Here is a 14717-nt window from a genome sequence, read left to right as displayed (position 1 = left end):
CGTTAACGCTGGGCTTGACGCTAAACTGGAGATTCAAATGGCACTTTCGGACAGTCTCAATCGATTTCAGCCCTACGCGCTTGGCGTATTGCGCATCGTCACGGCGCTGCAGTTCATCGAGCATGGAACGCAGAAGCTCTTCAGCTTTCCCGCAAGCGCCAATGCCGGCGGGGGTGGCATGACGGCGCTGATACTCTTGGCAGGCGTGCTTGAGGCGTTCGGCGGGCTTCTCATCTTGATCGGCTGGTTCACGCGGCCCGTTGCCTTCATTCTTTCCGGCCAGATGGCGTTTGCCTATTTCATGGCGCATGCGCCGCGAAGCTTCTTCCCGGCCAACAACGGCGGCGACGCCGCCATCCTGTTCTGCTTCGTCTTCCTGTATCTGGTATTCGCAGGAGCAGGGCGCTTCGCGTTGGACAACCGCAAGGCGTAGAGCACTCAGCGCCGAATCGCGCGGGCTCAGGCGGTAAGCTTGAGCCCGGCAATGCCAGCGACGATCAGCCCGATGCAGAGAAGCCGTACGGCTGTGGCCGGATCGCCCAGCAGGTAAATGCCGAGAATGACGGTGCCGACCGTACCTATGCCGGTCCAGACCGCATAAGCCGTACCGATCGGCAGCGATTTCACGGCAAGTCCGAGAAGGACGACGCTGATCACCATCGACACTGCGGTGAGCGTGGTCGGCAACAGGCGTGTGAAACCGTCGGTATATTTCAATCCGACCGCCCAACCGATTTCGAACAGTCCGGCGAGAAAAAGCAGGAACCAGGCCACGTGATGCTCCGTTCAAAAGAGCGAGGCCGTCCCCGCGACACGTTCGGCAGCCTCAAAATGCTTGCCGCCGCGGCCGTCCGCGGTACACGATCGATATGAGATGCGCCCGCGTGATGTCAAGAAGGTAGCGTGGCGGGGCCGGGCAACCGGTCAGGTCGTGTCGGCCCAACTGCACTCGAAGGCAAGGACCGGCTTGGAAAAGCCTTTCAACTGATGGCGCGTGGCGTTGGCGAAAAGATCGGCGGAGCCGTACTCCCGAAAGATGTTCTCGGACACGAGGATCTGATCGCTTGAGGCAGCATCGCAAAGTCGCGCCGCTGTTTGCACGGTGGATCCAAACAGATCGTTGCTGTCCTCGATCGGCTCGCCGCAGTCCAAGCCGATGCGAATATGGATAGGCTCGGGCGTCCCTGCGTTGTACCTTCGGAACTCCTGCTGAATGTTCATCGCGCAGTCCACGGCGGCAACGATCGACGCGAAGGAAGCCATGATGCCGTCGCCGGTATGTTTGACCTCCCTGCCTGAAGATTGTCCAAGGCAACGGCGAACGATCGCGTCATGCGCCCTGATCAGCTCGGTTGCCATGCGGTCGCCGAGACGGGACGTCATGGCTGTCGAGCCGACGATGTCGGTGAAGAGGATCGCCCGATGGCCGGCATCCATGTCACCTGTAGGTTGGCCAGGAGCCGCTTCCGGATCGTGGATGCGCCCCAGAAACGCCTCGACCGCTGACAAGGCGACTTCGACCACTTCGCCGGCCACCATCCCATGCGCGTGCTGGTGTACGCACTGCGCCGTTGCGGCATCCGGTGCATCCACGAGGCAAAAGGCGGTTCCGCGCCGCTGGTCGAACCAATAGGTGAGAAACTTCACGCCGTAGTCGTCCTGAATGGCGAGATCTCTCTGATGAGCTTCGGCAACGTCGGCCGCGGAGGTTCCCGCCAGGTCGTGCCGGTCCATGAATATAGGCATTTGTTGCTTCTTTCAGACGCCTCAAGCTGGCGACACTATATTAGGACTATGAGAGGAAACCGTCCATCCGGCCTACGGAGTAGCCCCGAGGGCTGTTCCAGCGCGGGGGTGTTTACGGGAAAAAAGCCGCAGGGGAGTGTCGACGGCCTGACATAAATCTGTTGTGATCGGAGCATAGGCAGGCAGATACCTCAGCGAGAGATACACCGATGGCGGGCTCGGAAAGCTTGGAGACGACGGACAAGATTGTCGACTTCGACGCCGGAGAGGGGGAGCCCGCAACCGTCGAGATGGGCGACTACACCGCGAGCCTCGCCCAGGCGAAAGCGAAGTCGGTGAAGCTTGTCGATGCAATCAGCGGCGCCTCTCTGAGGAAGAAAGAGGCGGTGCATTTCGACGATCTTCGGCCCTCTCTTGCCGAATTCGTGCGTCAGCGGCATCCGGACATTCGCTCGGACGACTATATCAGCCGCAAGCTCGTGGATGACTATCGCGGCGAATATATCGCGGTGCTCTTGAGAGACGAGCGTGGTGAGCTTTCGAACCTTGAAGACGAAGTGGTCGAGAGCCTGAAGACCCACGATACGCTCGCCGAAAACATCGAAGAGGATTATCAGGACCACCGAACCATAGGCGATCGCGTAGCCGACGTGGTTGCAAGTTTCGGCGGCAGCTGGACCTTCATCATCTCGTTTTGCTTCTTTCTGGCGGTATGGATGGGGATCAATCTGGCGCTCGGGGAAAGAAACGCCTTCGACGTCTATCCCTTCATCCTGCTGAACCTCATCCTTTCGACCATCGCCGCGTTGCAGGCGCCGGTCATCATGATGAGCCAGCGCCGCCAGGAGTCCAAGGACCGCCTGCGGGCGCTCAACGACTACAAGGTCAACCTCAAGGCCGAGTTGGAAATCCGCCACCTGCACGAAAAGGTCGACCATCTGCTCAATCGCCAATGGGAGCGGCTGACCGAGATCCAGCAGATACAGGTCGAGATGATGCTCGAGCAGGCAAAGGCCGCCAATCGCGCCCTGAAGGTCAGCAGGGCAGCGAAGGCCAGCACAAGACAGCTCGCCAAGAAGCGTGCCCCGAAGAATCCGGGTCCGAAGGATCCGGGCCCCACAGACGTCGGCTGATAGCAGCGCTGGCGCGACTTACCCAAGCCGTTCCGCATGCCACTTCAGATGCTCGTCCATGAAAGTCGAGATGAAATAGTAGGAGTGGTCGTAACGCTCGTGCATGCGCAGCGTCAGATCGATGCCGGTGCCTTGAACTGCTTCTTCGAACAGCCATGGCCTCAGGCCATTTTCCAGAAAACTGTCTGCCTTGCCCTGATCGATCAGGAATTCGGGAAAGCGTGCGCCATCCTCGACCAGAGCGCAGGCATCGTACTTCCGCCACGCTGACCGATCCGGCCCCAGGTATTTTTCGAAGGCCGGCGCCGACCAGTCCGCCGTCATCGGCTGGACGATGGGGGCAAAGGCGCTGCAGCTCTTGTAGCGCCCGGGGTTCTTGAGCGCGATCGTCATGGCGCCGTGGCCGCCCATGGAATGTCCGAAAATACCCTGCCGGCTCATGTCCATGCGAAAGTGCTGGCTTACAAAAGCCGGCAGTTCCTCGGTGATGTAGCTATACATCCGGTAGTGATCGGACCACGGCTTCTCGGTGGCGTCCAGATAGAAGCCGGCGCCCTTGCCCATCTGCCAGTTGGTGAGTTCGTCGGGCACATCGTTGCCGCGCGGACTGGTGTCGGGGCAGATGACGATGAGGCCGAGCTCGGCCGCCATACGTCGATATTCGCCTTTCTCCATGACATTGGCGTGGGTGCAGGTGAGGCCTGAGAGATACCACACGACCGGGCAGCGCTCCTTGGTCGCCTTCGCGGGAACGAAGACGGCGAAGGTCATCTCGGATCGGCACGCCTCCGACTCGTGCGAAAACACGCCCTGCATGCCGCCGAAGGCGGTGTTCTGGGAAAGGACTTTCATGGTCTGTCTCCGGTCGGAGGGATAACGGCTTTCGCCCGCCGGCAGAGCCGGTCGAATGTTTCGAGAAAGGTCGAGCGATCGCGGGGCGAGAACGCGGCATTATAGCCCTTGCTCTCGCCGGTTTCGCGCAGGTGCGCGCCAAGATCGCGCATTGCGGTCGCCATGCCGATGTTGGTGTTGTCGAAGATCCGGCCGGTCGGCCCTGTCACCAACGCACCTGTGGCGACACACCGCCCGGCAAGCGGAACGTCAGCGGTCACCACCACGTCGCCAGCCGTCGCACGCTCGGCGATCCAGTTGTCCGCGGCGTCGAAACCGCTCGAGACGATGACGTTATGCACCATCGGGTCGCGCGACGGTCTGAGGCCCGAATTCGCAACGAAGGTCACTTCGATGCCATGCCGCTCGGCGACCTTGAGGATCTCCGGCTTCACCGGGCAGGCATCGGCATCGACATAGATCATTTGCACACTCTTGATTTTCACGCCCTGCTACCGCGAGACGCCTGCCGGCGCCAGTGGTCAATCATCGAAAAAGCGATGGTAGTCCCGCGCCGCGTGAAGGAGGCGCACCAATTCTATGCCCGCAGTGTCTTCCAGCGGCTCATAGATGATGATGTAGCTGCGAAATGGAAACATGCGAAGGGTAGGGTAGTTTGGAAATTGGCTTGCCCCCAAGAAAGGGGATGCCGCGAGCGCTGCATATCGCTTTTCCAATTCAACGACGAATGCATCCGCTCTTTCGTAGCTGTCTTCGGCAATCAACGCCCAGACGCTGCGAATATCCTCCACGAACTGCGGTCTCCGCGTAATCAGACCACTCATCAGACTAAATCTGACGGCGAAACTGAGCCAGCAGCTCCTCAGACGTCTCCATCTCGGAGGTCGGTCCGCTGGCGAGGCCGGCGGCCACTTCTTGCTCCATTTCGGCAACGAACGCCGCAGCGCGCTGTTCACGGTCTTTCAGCAGATCCAGGCCGGCAGCAATGACGTCGCTGGCACCGCTGAAGCGGCCGGACCGCACGAGGTGGTCAATCATCTCTTTTTGCTGCGCGGTCACAGGTACCACGGGATGCTGCGCCATAAATCGATCTCCAACGCTGCGCTGTTGCGCAAAGTGTAGCAATTCCATGTTGGCCGGAACAGAAAAATCGCTTTCCGTTCCGGCCTTTGAGCCATGGCCGCGCGCCGGTGGAAGCTACGCGTCGGCTTTCAAAACGCCGGACTTCCTCGACGTCAGTAGAGAACCACGCTTCGGATGCTCTCGCCGGAATGCATCAGCTCGAAACCCTTGTTGATGTCTTCGAGCGGCATGGTGTGGGTGATCATCGGGTCGATCTGGATCTTGCCCTCCATGTACCAGTCGACGATCTTCGGCACATCGGTGCGGCCGCGCGCCCCGCCGAAGGCGGTGCCCATCCAGCTGCGGCCGGTGACGAGTTGGAAGGGACGGGTCGAGATTTCCTGGCCGGCGCCGGCGACCCCGATGACGACCGATTTCCCCCAACCTCGATGCGAAGCCTCCAGCGCCTGGCGCATGACCTTCGTATTGCCGGTGCAGTCGAAGGTGTAGTCGGCGCCGCCGATCTGGTCCGCGCCGCGCTTCGTCATGTTGACGAGGTAAGGAACGATGTCCTCGCCGACCTCCTTCGGGTTGACGAAATGCGTCATGCCGAAGCGCTCGCCCCAGGCTTTCTTGTCGTTGTTGAGATCAACGCCGATGATCATGTCGGCACCGGCGAGCTTCAGCCCCTGGATGACGTTGAGGCCGATGCCGCCGAGCCCGAAGACGACGGCCGTTGCGCCCATCTCGACTTTGGCGGTGTTGATCACGGCGCCGATGCCGGTCGTCACGCCGCAGCCGATGTAGCAGATCTTGTCGAAGGGAGCGTCCGGGTTGACCTTGGCGACGGCGATCTCTGGCAACACCGTGTAGTTCGCGAAGGTCGAGCAGCCCATGTAGTGGTGGATCTTGTCCTTGCCGATCGAGAAGCGCGAAGTGCCGTCAGGCATCAGGCCCTGGCCCTGCGTGGAGCGGATGGCAGTGCACAGATTGGTCTTGCGCGACAGGCAGGAGGGGCATTCGCGGCATTCCGGCGTATAGAGCGGGATGACGTGGTCGCCCTTCTTGACCGAGGTGACACCGGGACCGACATCGACGACGATGCCCGCACCCTCGTGGCCGAGGATCGCCGGAAACAGGCCTTCGGGATCGGCCCCGGAGAGCGTGAAGTCGTCGGTGTGACAAATGCCGGTTGCCTTGACTTCGACCAGCACCTCGCCGGCCTTGGGCCCTTCGAGCTGAACGGTCATGATTTCGAGCGGCTTTCCGGCCTGCACGGCGACTGCTGCGCGCACGTCCATCGTTTTGTCTCCCATGGTGATTGATGGGCGCGACTTTTGCACGGCCGAAGCCCGGCACTCAAGTGAAAAATCAGGTGCTTAGCGGCATCTTTAAGGGGAGGGGCGCGATCCTGTGCCAAGTGTCAAATGCTTGTCCGCATGCGCCGCCGGCTGACGAATACGCGCCAGCGGGTGCGATCCCATCAAGCGAATTCCATGATGACCGCGTCCACGGCAAGGCTTTCTCCCGGCCGCGCGTTGATCTTGCCGACGACGAGGTCGCGCTCGGCGCGCAGCACGTTTTCCATCTTCATCGCCTCGACAACGGCGAGCGTCTCGCCGGCCTTGACCTCCTGTCCCTCGGCCACGGCAATGGCCATGACGAGGCCGGGCATTGGGCAGAGTAAGAGCTTCGATGTGTCCGGCGGCAGTTTCACCGGCATCAGCCTGTCGAGTTCGGCCTGGCGAGGCGCAAAGACCTTCGCCTTCACCGAAAGGCCCTGCCAGTCGAGGCGCAAACCGTTGGGGAAAGGCCGGACCTGGGCGGTGACCTTGCGGCGGCCGACGGAGCCGCGCCAGACCGCGTCACCGGGTCTCCAGTCGGTGACGACGTCGACGATCCTGCCGGAGATCTCGACCGGCATATCGAGCGGGATCGTGACGATGCCGTCCATCAGCCGCGCCGGGACGTAGTTGCCCCCGAGCTTGACGGTCCAGTGTTCCTGCAGGGGCCCTGCCGCCGGCCTGAGGCGGTCGAGATGGCGCTCGCGGCGGTTGGCTTCGATCAGGCCGCAGGAAAGCGCGATGGCGACAAGCACTCTTTCCTCGTCACCATCCGGCGACATCGGCGCAAAACCGTCGGGATATTCTTCCGCGATAAAGCCGGTCGACAAGCGCCCCTCGCGCCAGCGCGGGTGTTTCATCAGCGCCGACAGGAACGGCACGTTGTGCTCGATCCCGTCGACGACAAATCCGTCCAGCGCCTCGCCCATGGCTTCGATCGCTTCACCGCGTGTCGCCGCCCAGGTGCAGAGCTTGGCGATCATCGGATCGTAATACATGGAGATTTCCGCGCCCTCGAAAACGCCGGTATCGTTGCGAACGATGCGTCCGCCCTCCTTGCCCTCCGGCGGTGGGCGATAGCGCGTGAGGCGGCCGATCGAGGGGAGGAAATTACGATAGGGATCTTCGGCATAGAGCCGGCTTTCGATCGCCCAGCCGTTCAGCGAAACGTCCTTCTGTGAAAAGGGCAGCTTTTCGCCGGCCGCCACGCGGATCATCTGCTCGACGAGATCGATGCCGGTCACGAGTTCGGTAACGGGATGCTCGACCTGCAGGCGGGTGTTCATTTCGAGGAAATAGAAGTTGCGGTCGCGGTCGACGATGAATTCGACCGTGCCGGCGCTTTGGTAGTCGACGGCTTTTGCGAGTGCGACCGACTGCTCGCCCATGGCGGCGCGCGTCTTCTCGTCGAGGAAAGGCGAGGGCGCCTCCTCGACGACCTTCTGATTGCGCCGCTGGATGGAGCATTCGCGCTCGCCGAGGTAGACGACATTTCCGTGCGCATCGGCAAGCACCTGGATTTCGATGTGGCGCGGTTCGACCACGAATTTTTCGATGAAAACACGGTCGTCACCGAAAGAGCTTCTGGCCTCGGACCGGGCGCGCTCGAAACCGTCGCGCACCTCCGGCTCGCTCCAGGCGATGCGCATGCCCTTGCCGCCGCCGCCGGCCGAGGCCTTGATCATCACGGGATAGCCGATCTCGCCGGCGATCTTCTCCGCATGGTCGGGATCCTCGATGATGCCGAGATGGCCGGGCACGGTCGAGACCTTGGCGGCGCTGGCAAACTTCTTCGATTCGATCTTGTCGCCCATGGCCCTGATCGCCTTGGGCTTCGGGCCGATGAAGGTGATGCCTTCCTTTTCGAGCGCTTCGCAGAAGGATGCGCGTTCGGACAGGAAGCCGTAGCCCGGATGGACCGCCTCGGCGCCTGTTTCCTTGCAGGCGGCGATGATCTTCTCGGCCACGAGATAGCTTTCGGCCGCCGGCGCCGGCCCGATATGCACGGCCTCGTCGGCCATCTCGACATGAAGCGCATCGCGATCGGCGTCGGAATAGACGGCAACCGTGGCGATCCCCATGCGACGGGCCGTCTTGATCACCCGGCAGGCGATCTCGCCACGATTGGCTATCAATATTTTCTTGAACATCGCCGCCCCAAATCGTTCCCGTCAATTAGTCACAAATCCGAGGGCTGTTCAACGTCGGGCAATCCGGAGGTCACCCTGATTTCGGCGATCTCGCATGCACGCGCTCGCGCCAGATGATGAAGAGGCCGGAGCCGACGATGATGAGAATTCCGAGCCATTTCGACAGGTTTGGAAAGTCGCCGAAGAGCGCATAGCCAAGAATGGTCGCCGAGATGATTTCGAAATATTGAAACGGCGCGAGCAGCGACAGCGGCGCCATCCGAAAGGCGCGCACGACCAGCAGATGTGCGTATCCGGAGATCGATCCGAGGATCAGAAGCAACACCAGGCCGAGCCACGAGCTGGGCAGCGACGGAGCGAAATTGGCGGCATCGGCGTTGTTGCCGACCCAAAGGGCGGCCGCCATGAAGACAGTGCCCCCGACACCGGCCATAGTCTGCATGGTGAGCGGCGTATCGGCATCGCCGATGGCGCGGTTCATGAAGAGATAGAGGGCGTAGAGAAAGGCGCAGGCGACAGGCAGCAGCGCCTTCCAGCCGAAGATTTCGAAGCTCGGTTGGATGACGATCAGTGCGCCGCCGAACCCCACGATGATCGCCAGCCAGCGTCGCCAGCCGACCCTTTCTCCAAGGAAGATTGCAGACATGGCGGTCAGAATAAACGGCTCGACGAAATAGATGGCGAAGACGTCGGCGAGCGGCATGTATTTGACCGCGACAAAGAAGAGGAGGCTCGCCGCGCCATGGATTGCGCCGCGCAAGAGGTTCATCCAGGGCCGTTTGGCCGCAAGCGCCCCGGCGCCGAAGACGGTAAAGAGCAGCGGCAGCGTGCAGAGCAGCTGGAAGAAGAAGCGGTAGAACGTCACCTGCCCAGGCGACATGCCTTCGAAGGTTGCCATATATTTGGCAATGGCGTCCATGACGGGCAGAACAAGCATGGCGCCAGCCATGATAGCCATGCCTTGCAGCTGGTTCTGTTGCGTCGGGGCGGCGGCGATCTCGGTCATGGCGGGCCTGCGTTGCGTTCGCCAGCCATCAAACACAGGAGACCGGTGCGATCAAGCCGAGGAGACGAGGGCTCGGGTCGCTCTGCCTATATTGCGGAAATCGCCCGCGATTTTTCTGATTTCGCCATAACTGAGTGGCGACGTGACGCTTCGAGACCTATCTTGAGGCGCGTGATCCAGTAAAAATAAAGAGCCTAGCCCACGCGTGGGCTACCCCGAGAGGAGAGCGTCGTATGCTGAAATCGGAACGGGAGACGGTGGTCTTGTCGGAAGAGAGCGACGACACGCTCGGGGGACGTCTATCTTTCGCCCGTGACGCAGCGGGAATAAGCGTTGAGGCGATGGCCGACCAGCTCGGCGTGCGCCGCGAAACGGTGCTTGCATGGGAATCGGACCGCTCCGAGCCCCGGCCTTCCCGCCTCATTCGCATGGCGGGCGTTCTCGGCGTCTCGCCGCTATGGCTGATGACGGGAGGCGGCGACGGACCGGCGGAAGTCAGCGACGAGCGCGCGCTTGAGGCGGTGAAGATCGAGCTTGGCCGGCTACAGACCGCCCATCACGAGATCGGAAGGCTGATAGAGACCACGGCGCGGCAGCTGGAGAAGCTAGATCACCATGTGCGCTTGAAAAACCTCAGCCGCGACGTCGCGCATTGAGTTCATGCGCGCTCGCTCACGGTCTCCCCGAAGACCGACTGAAATGCTTCGCGCAGCCGGATATCCACATCCGGCATCATCACCGGTAGGCCGAGATCGACCAGGCTGGTGACGCCGTAGGCGGAGATGCCGCAGGGCACGATGCCACCGAAGTGGCCAAGGTCCGGATCGACGTTCAGCGACAGTCCATGAAAGGTCACCCAGCGGCGCAAACGGATGCCGAGGGCGGCAATCTTGTCCTCCGCCATCGTTCCGTCGGCAAGCAGCGGCCTTTCCGGCCGGCGCACCCAAACGCCGACGCGATCCTCGCGCCGCTCGCCGCGAACGTTCATGGAATCGAGCGTGCGGATGATGACCTCTTCGAGCGCCGCCACGAAGGCGCGGACGTCCTGCCGCCGCCGTTTCAAGTCGAGCATGACATAGGCCACCCGCTGGCCTGGACCGTGATAGGTATATTCTCCGCCGCGGCCGGTGGCGAAAACCGGGAAGCGGTCGGGGTCGATCAGATCGGCGGCGTTGGCGCTTGTGCCGGCGGTATAGAGCGGCGGATGCTCGACCAGCCAAACGAGTTCATCCGCTCGCCCGTCCGCTATCGCCGCAACCTCGCTCTCCATCGTCGCCACCGCGTCCTCGTAGCCGACCAGGCCGTCGGCGATCCGCCAGCGGACGGGCGGCGAGCCGGCGAGGGGAAACATGGAGATGTCGAGATCGGTGCGAAGCATGAGCCAGTCCTTTGCGCCCTACCGGCCCGCATGCCCGTTTGTGCGTGGGCAGCCCGGAGGCGAACTCAAGGCTATATGGCGGCTTTCGGGCGACAATTCAAACGCCTGTGAAAAGTCATGAAAAAATCTGTCATATCGCTCTTGTGCCCCCCGAACGCTTTTGCTACATGCACCCCCGCCGGAGCAATTCGGCGCTACCACGATGCGGTCGTGGCGGAATTGGTAGACGCGCAGCGTTGAGGTCGCTGTGGGGCAACCCGTGGAAGTTCGAGTCTTCTCGACCGCACCAAAAATCCCCAGCATATCAGTGGCTTAGTTGCCTTTGGTATGCGGGGATTTTTTGCTTTCTGGGATAGCCTGTCGATCTCGGCACCTAGCTGCTAAATTCCACTGTATATTCGTATGTCTCTGCAACGCCGCGTCATCGATGCTCGACAGCCACGCATGATGCTCTAGATCGAATCGTATCAATGGATCACGCGCTGGCCGACCCGTCGCACTCATGCCATGGCTGCCGGGCGCCCCTGCAGGGAGATCGCAGATGAACGCCCGACTTCTAACCGTTGCTTCGCTCGCGCTCCTGTTGGGCTCTCCGGCAGGCGCCATCGATCGGATACAGACGGGCGGCCGGTCGTGTGCGCAAATCCAATCGATCATCCAGGCCAAGCGCGCCGTCATTCTGCAATATGGCGTCGGCCCCGGCGGCTCGTTGTATGATCGAGCGGTGGCGGATTCCGTGCAATGCTCCGGCTTCGGGGTCGGCTATCGCACGTCGGTCAGGGCTAAGGATACCAGTGCCTGCCCGGTCATATTCTGCCGCTCCACCGGATTGCGCCCGTAACATAAGGGCCTAGATCGTCGGGCTACCAAAACGCAACGCTATTGCGGCTCCGGCAACCTTAGCGGACCACCGGTCTTCATCAGACGTATGGCGAAGTTGGAGCGAATGTCCGCTACGCCCGGAAGCGCCAGCAAAGTTTCCGTGAGCAGCCGTTCGTAGGCTGTCAGATCCTCGACGACCACTTCAGCCAGGAAATCCGCCGTGCCGGAGATCAAGAAGCACGACACCACCTCCGGTATCGACAACAGCGCCTGCTGCTGCGCTTCCGAGTTTTCGCGACTGTGGTGTCCCACCTTGATCTCCACGAAGACGGTGAGCCCCAAGCCCACTTTCTTGCGGTCGATGTCGGCGCGGTAGCCACGCAGCACGCCCAACTTTTCGAGATTGCGGATACGTCGAAGGCAGGGCGACGGCGAAAGGTTGACCCTCTCGGCGATCTCGACGTTTGTCGCCCTGGCGTCCTCCTGCAGGCATTTCAGGATGGCAATATCGAAACTATCAAGATTTGGCATCTTTGAGTAATTCCAACGTAAATATTGGCAGATTACTGCTTATATCATGAATTTGACGCCATAACTAGCAAGGACATGCCTCGGTCATTGGCGTTAGCTTTCTCTTCTCGGGGCAACGATCCCAACGTTCGAAGAGAGGATTAAAGTGATGATCGGCACCGCATTTTTCACAGCCAAGCGCGCACCCGTCATCGCCGGCTACAGCGGCGCCATCGTAACCGTCCTGATCTGGGCGAACTGGATCCTTGCCACCCGCCACACCGCCGAAACGACGATGGGCACGATCGATCTCGGGCTCATACGCTACGGCATTCCGGCTTTGGTGCTTGCGCCGGTCTGGCTGCGCACCGGCCTTCTGCCGAAAGGTGTTCCGCTCACTAGCCTGGCGCTGATGGTTTGCGGCGCGGGTGCCGTCTTCTTCCAGCTCGCCACCTTTGCCATTCACAATACGCCCGCCGCCTCCGCTGGCATCCTGCTTGGCGGTTCCATGCCGCTTGCCGCGGCCGCGATCGGGGTGCTGGCATTCGGCGAGCGGCTGGACGCCCTGCGCTTGACAGGGCTTGGCGGCATCGTCGCCGGCGTTGCCATCCTGCTTGCGCGGAGCCTGTCGGGCGAAGCAATGTCCTGGACGAGCTTCACGCTGCTGCCGCTCGCCGCGCTTCTCTGGGCGGTCTACACTCAGGTCTTCCGCCGCTCCGGACTGAGCGCCATCCAGGCAAGCGCCGTGATCGCCATCTGGTCCTTCATCATCCATGTGGGATTGGCGCTCGTTTTCGGCAGCGCCTTGCGGTCGGTCCCCGTTTCCGAAATCGGCCTGCAAATCTTAAGCCAAGGCTTGCTTTCAGGGCTTGCAGCGATGCTTGCCTACGGAGTTGCCGTAAAGGCGCTCGGCGGCACGCAGGCGGCCGCCTTCACCGCCATCACGCCCGTTCTCGCGACGCTTGGCGGCGGTCTGCTGCTCGGCGAAAGCATAGGTGCGGCAGAGCTTTCGGCCGCTGTCGTCACCGGTGCGGGGGTGGCCCTGTCAACGGGTCTCTTTTCGAGAAGGTAGATGCTCTCGCTCAAAAGGGTCGGAAGTCGTTCCGGCCTTTTTTCCTTTGCATCTGTGGCGCTGTGCCAATCATGCTTCCTGCGGTGTTTCCTGCTGCCTGTGAGGTGGTGGAACCAGGAGGCAGGCCGGCACGATCAGGATGGCGATCAGCAGCATTGCTATGAAGGTCGCGTGTAGCGCCTGCTGCAGGGCAAGCCGGATCTCTTCGGCGTCACTGATGACAGCACCGGTACCGTTCAGGAGAGCCCGCATCTGTTCCGGCGTTATCGCCTGGCCGTTGGTGGCGTGCGTCAGGCCATAGGTCAGCACCGCGCCTAAGACTGCCGCGCCAAGCGTGCTGCCAAGGTTACGCGAGAAGACGTTGGAGGCGGTAGCGCTGCCGCGCTCGGACCAGCTCACGCTTTCCTGCGTGAGGACAAGAGCCCCGATATTGAGCAGTCCCATGCCGAAACCCATAATGAGCGAACCAGCGCCGGCCAGTACGGCCGAACTGGAGGGCGTAAGGAAGGCGAACAGGGATGTGCCCACCGGAATGCACAGGCTGCCGGCGATCATGATGGGTCGCAGACCGAAGCGTGCAAACTGACGGGAAGCGATCGTCGCGCCGCAGGGCCAGCCGAGCAGCAGCATTGTCAACGCGAAACCTGCAACGAGTGGCGAGCGGTTGAGAACCGTTTGGACATACATAGGCAGGAAGGTGGTCAGGCCCATGATCGCCATGCTTGCGAAAAAGACCGCCAGGTTTGCAAACGCTATCGGACGCTTTAGCCACAGATCCGGTGCGATCATCGGTGCTTCGGCGCGGCGTTCCTGCCAGATGAAGGCAGCAAGGGCCGCCATGGATACGGCGAGCGCGCCTATGGCTTGTCCGGATATTGCGTTTTCCATTTCGGTGAGCGCAATCATCAGCGCGGAAATGGAGACGGCGAAAAGTGCTGCGCCGAGCACGTCGATGGACACGACCCGGGTCCGCTTCTCCTCGTGCAGAAAGAAGAGGAACGCCGATGCCGCGAAAAGCCCCACGGGTACGTTGATCCAGAATACCCAGGCCCAGGGGAGGTTGTGAATGATGAGGCTGCCGAGCAGTGGTCCAACGACGGCCGATAGCGCCCATACGCTTGCCAGATAGCCCTGGACCTTGCCGCGCTGGTTTCCGGGGAAGAGATCGGCAACAACGGTCATGGCGACGGGCTGAATGGCGCCCGCACCGATACCCTGCAGCAGCCGAAAAGCGATCATCGACGGCATCGACCATGCGAATCCGGCAAGCACCGAGGCAAACAGAAACAGTGCGATGCCGATAAGGATCATCGGCTTGCGACCATAAATATCCGCGAGCTTCCCGAATACGACTGTCGTCGCTGTCTGGGTCAGCAGGAACGACGAGAAGACCCAGGAGTAGAGATTAAGTTGTCCGAGCTGGGCGGCAATCTGCGGCATCGCCGTCGAGACGATCGTCGCCTCGATGGCGATCATCGCCATGCTTGCCATGATCGCGACGACGACGAGCCCGCGATGCGAAGTTTTCTCTGTCATGGATGACCTTCGGACCATGCGGCCCGCTCTAAGGAATGGTATTCGTGCGGGGGAGATTATCGTATGTGCATCTTACTAATCTTAAGAACCCAACCGTCAAGCGCGAT

General features: G+C 61.4%; 17 protein-coding genes and 1 tRNA gene. 6 read left to right on the top strand and 12 right to left on the bottom strand.

Annotated features, from left to right (window positions below; genetic code table 11):
• Positions 1 to 37: 37 nt before the first annotated feature.
• Complete coding sequence (locus tag AB4048_RS01785) at positions 38 to 433, top strand: DoxX family protein (protein WP_442200182.1); 396 nt, start codon at positions 38 to 40, stop codon at positions 431 to 433.
• Positions 434 to 459: 26 nt separating this feature from the next.
• On the opposite strand, the gene sugE is transcribed toward AB4048_RS01785, so the two are convergent.
• On the bottom strand, positions 460 to 774 hold the full coding sequence (sugE, locus tag AB4048_RS01780; RefSeq protein WP_442200181.1) for a quaternary ammonium compound efflux SMR transporter SugE: 315 nt from the start codon (positions 772 to 774) through the stop codon (positions 460 to 462).
• Positions 775 to 924: 150 nt separating this feature from the next.
• The gene (locus AB4048_RS01775) at positions 925 to 1746 is read right to left on the bottom strand and encodes a nickel-binding protein (RefSeq protein ID WP_442200180.1); all 822 of its coding nucleotides are present in this window, start codon (positions 1744 to 1746) and stop codon (positions 925 to 927) included.
• Between the two features lie 209 nt (positions 1747 to 1955).
• On the opposite strand from AB4048_RS01775, the gene AB4048_RS01770 reads away from it, so the two are divergent.
• Complete coding sequence (locus AB4048_RS01770; protein ID WP_442200179.1) at positions 1956 to 2879, top strand: DUF1003 domain-containing protein; 924 nt, start codon at positions 1956 to 1958, stop codon at positions 2877 to 2879.
• 18 nt (positions 2880 to 2897) lie between these two features.
• On the opposite strand, the gene fghA is transcribed toward AB4048_RS01770, so the two are convergent.
• The 7 genes from fghA to AB4048_RS01735 form a co-directional block, all read right to left on the bottom strand.
• Entirely contained in the window at positions 2898 to 3731 is an 834-nt protein-coding gene (fghA, locus tag AB4048_RS01765; RefSeq protein WP_442200178.1) for an S-formylglutathione hydrolase, read from the bottom strand.
• On the bottom strand, positions 3728 to 4195 hold the full coding sequence (locus tag AB4048_RS01760; protein WP_442200177.1) for a YaiI/YqxD family protein: 468 nt from the start codon (positions 4193 to 4195) through the stop codon (positions 3728 to 3730). The genes fghA and AB4048_RS01760 overlap by 4 nt, the downstream gene beginning before the upstream one ends.
• Positions 4196 to 4252: 57 nt before the next feature.
• Positions 4253 to 4522 (bottom strand): type II toxin-antitoxin system RelE/ParE family toxin, encoded by a 270-nt coding sequence (locus AB4048_RS01755; RefSeq protein ID WP_442200176.1) that lies wholly within the window; start codon positions 4520 to 4522, stop codon positions 4253 to 4255.
• Between the two features lie 37 nt (positions 4523 to 4559).
• Positions 4560 to 4814, bottom strand: coding sequence for a type II toxin-antitoxin system ParD family antitoxin (locus tag AB4048_RS01750; protein ID WP_442200175.1), 255 nt, complete (start codon positions 4812 to 4814; stop codon positions 4560 to 4562).
• Between the two features lie 152 nt (positions 4815 to 4966).
• The gene (locus AB4048_RS01745) at positions 4967 to 6094 is read right to left on the bottom strand and encodes an S-(hydroxymethyl)glutathione dehydrogenase/class III alcohol dehydrogenase (protein WP_442200174.1); all 1128 of its coding nucleotides are present in this window, start codon (positions 6092 to 6094) and stop codon (positions 4967 to 4969) included.
• 182 nt (positions 6095 to 6276) lie between these two features.
• On the bottom strand, positions 6277 to 8286 hold the full coding sequence (locus AB4048_RS01740; protein ID WP_442200173.1) for an acetyl-CoA carboxylase biotin carboxylase subunit: 2010 nt from the start codon (positions 8284 to 8286) through the stop codon (positions 6277 to 6279).
• 70 nt (positions 8287 to 8356) lie between these two features.
• Positions 8357 to 9292 (bottom strand): DMT family transporter, encoded by a 936-nt coding sequence (locus AB4048_RS01735; protein WP_442200172.1) that lies wholly within the window; start codon positions 9290 to 9292, stop codon positions 8357 to 8359.
• Positions 9293 to 9525: 233 nt separating this feature from the next.
• On the opposite strand from AB4048_RS01735, the gene AB4048_RS01730 reads away from it, so the two are divergent.
• Positions 9526 to 9948, top strand: coding sequence for a helix-turn-helix domain-containing protein (locus AB4048_RS01730; protein ID WP_442200171.1), 423 nt, complete (start codon positions 9526 to 9528; stop codon positions 9946 to 9948).
• 2 nt (positions 9949 to 9950) lie between these two features.
• Here AB4048_RS01730 and lipB read toward each other — a convergent pair whose 3' ends face one another.
• The gene (lipB, locus tag AB4048_RS01725) at positions 9951 to 10670 is read right to left on the bottom strand and encodes a lipoyl(octanoyl) transferase LipB (RefSeq protein WP_442200170.1); all 720 of its coding nucleotides are present in this window, start codon (positions 10668 to 10670) and stop codon (positions 9951 to 9953) included.
• Positions 10671 to 10874: 204 nt separating this feature from the next.
• Between lipB and AB4048_RS01720 the strand changes: the two genes are divergently transcribed.
• Together AB4048_RS01720 and AB4048_RS01715 are read left to right on the top strand one after the other, a co-directional pair.
• Positions 10875 to 10959 (top strand) — tRNA-Leu (locus AB4048_RS01720).
• Positions 10960 to 11211: 252 nt separating this feature from the next.
• Positions 11212 to 11511 carry a hypothetical protein gene (locus tag AB4048_RS01715; protein WP_442200169.1) on the top strand — a complete coding sequence of 100 codons (300 nt, stop codon included), beginning with the start codon at positions 11212 to 11214 and terminating at the stop codon, positions 11509 to 11511.
• Positions 11512 to 11549: 38 nt separating this feature from the next.
• On the opposite strand, the gene AB4048_RS01710 is transcribed toward AB4048_RS01715, so the two are convergent.
• On the bottom strand, positions 11550 to 12023 hold the full coding sequence (locus tag AB4048_RS01710; protein ID WP_442200168.1) for an Lrp/AsnC family transcriptional regulator: 474 nt from the start codon (positions 12021 to 12023) through the stop codon (positions 11550 to 11552).
• 148 nt (positions 12024 to 12171) lie between these two features.
• Between AB4048_RS01710 and AB4048_RS01705 the strand changes: the two genes are divergently transcribed.
• Positions 12172 to 13074: an EamA family transporter gene (locus AB4048_RS01705; protein ID WP_442200167.1), complete on the top strand. Its 903-nt coding sequence runs from the start codon at positions 12172 to 12174 to the stop codon at positions 13072 to 13074.
• 69 nt (positions 13075 to 13143) lie between these two features.
• On the opposite strand, the gene AB4048_RS01700 is transcribed toward AB4048_RS01705, so the two are convergent.
• Positions 13144 to 14610: an MDR family MFS transporter gene (locus AB4048_RS01700; protein WP_442200166.1), complete on the bottom strand. Its 1467-nt coding sequence runs from the start codon at positions 14608 to 14610 to the stop codon at positions 13144 to 13146.
• Positions 14611 to 14717: the final 107 nt, after the last annotated feature.

Source organism: Rhizobium sp. RAF56, assembly GCF_052113965.1.
Classification (GTDB): Bacteria; Pseudomonadota; Alphaproteobacteria; order Rhizobiales; family Rhizobiaceae; genus Rhizobium.
The sequence above is the reverse complement of the archived record's forward strand: the minus strand, read 5'-3'. Positions and strand labels throughout refer to the sequence as shown.

Coding starts and splice junctions, on each gene's coding strand:
- AB4048_RS01700 (WP_442200166.1), bottom strand. CDS start 14,610: ATGACAGAGAAAACTTCGCATCGCGGGCTCGTCGTCGTCGCGATCATG.
- AB4048_RS01710 (WP_442200168.1), bottom strand. CDS start 12,023: ATGCCAAATCTTGATAGTTTCGATATTGCCATCCTGAAATGCCTGCAG.
- fghA (WP_442200178.1), bottom strand. CDS start 3,731: ATGAAAGTCCTTTCCCAGAACACCGCCTTCGGCGGCATGCAGGGCGTG.
- AB4048_RS01740 (WP_442200173.1), bottom strand. CDS start 8,286: ATGTTCAAGAAAATATTGATAGCCAATCGTGGCGAGATCGCCTGCCGG.
- lipB (WP_442200170.1), bottom strand. CDS start 10,670: ATGCTTCGCACCGATCTCGACATCTCCATGTTTCCCCTCGCCGGCTCG.
- AB4048_RS01715 (WP_442200169.1), top strand. CDS start 11,212: ATGAACGCCCGACTTCTAACCGTTGCTTCGCTCGCGCTCCTGTTGGGC.
- AB4048_RS01750 (WP_442200175.1), bottom strand. CDS start 4,814: ATGGCGCAGCATCCCGTGGTACCTGTGACCGCGCAGCAAAAAGAGATG.
- AB4048_RS01775 (WP_442200180.1), bottom strand. CDS start 1,746: ATGCCTATATTCATGGACCGGCACGACCTGGCGGGAACCTCCGCGGCC.
- AB4048_RS01705 (WP_442200167.1), top strand. CDS start 12,172: ATGATCGGCACCGCATTTTTCACAGCCAAGCGCGCACCCGTCATCGCC.
- AB4048_RS01785 (WP_442200182.1), top strand. CDS start 38: ATGGCACTTTCGGACAGTCTCAATCGATTTCAGCCCTACGCGCTTGGC.
- AB4048_RS01760 (WP_442200177.1), bottom strand. CDS start 4,195: ATGATCTATGTCGATGCCGATGCCTGCCCGGTGAAGCCGGAGATCCTC.
- AB4048_RS01770 (WP_442200179.1), top strand. CDS start 1,956: ATGGCGGGCTCGGAAAGCTTGGAGACGACGGACAAGATTGTCGACTTC.
- AB4048_RS01745 (WP_442200174.1), bottom strand. CDS start 6,094: ATGGACGTGCGCGCAGCAGTCGCCGTGCAGGCCGGAAAGCCGCTCGAA.
- AB4048_RS01730 (WP_442200171.1), top strand. CDS start 9,526: ATGCTGAAATCGGAACGGGAGACGGTGGTCTTGTCGGAAGAGAGCGAC.
- AB4048_RS01735 (WP_442200172.1), bottom strand. CDS start 9,292: ATGACCGAGATCGCCGCCGCCCCGACGCAACAGAACCAGCTGCAAGGC.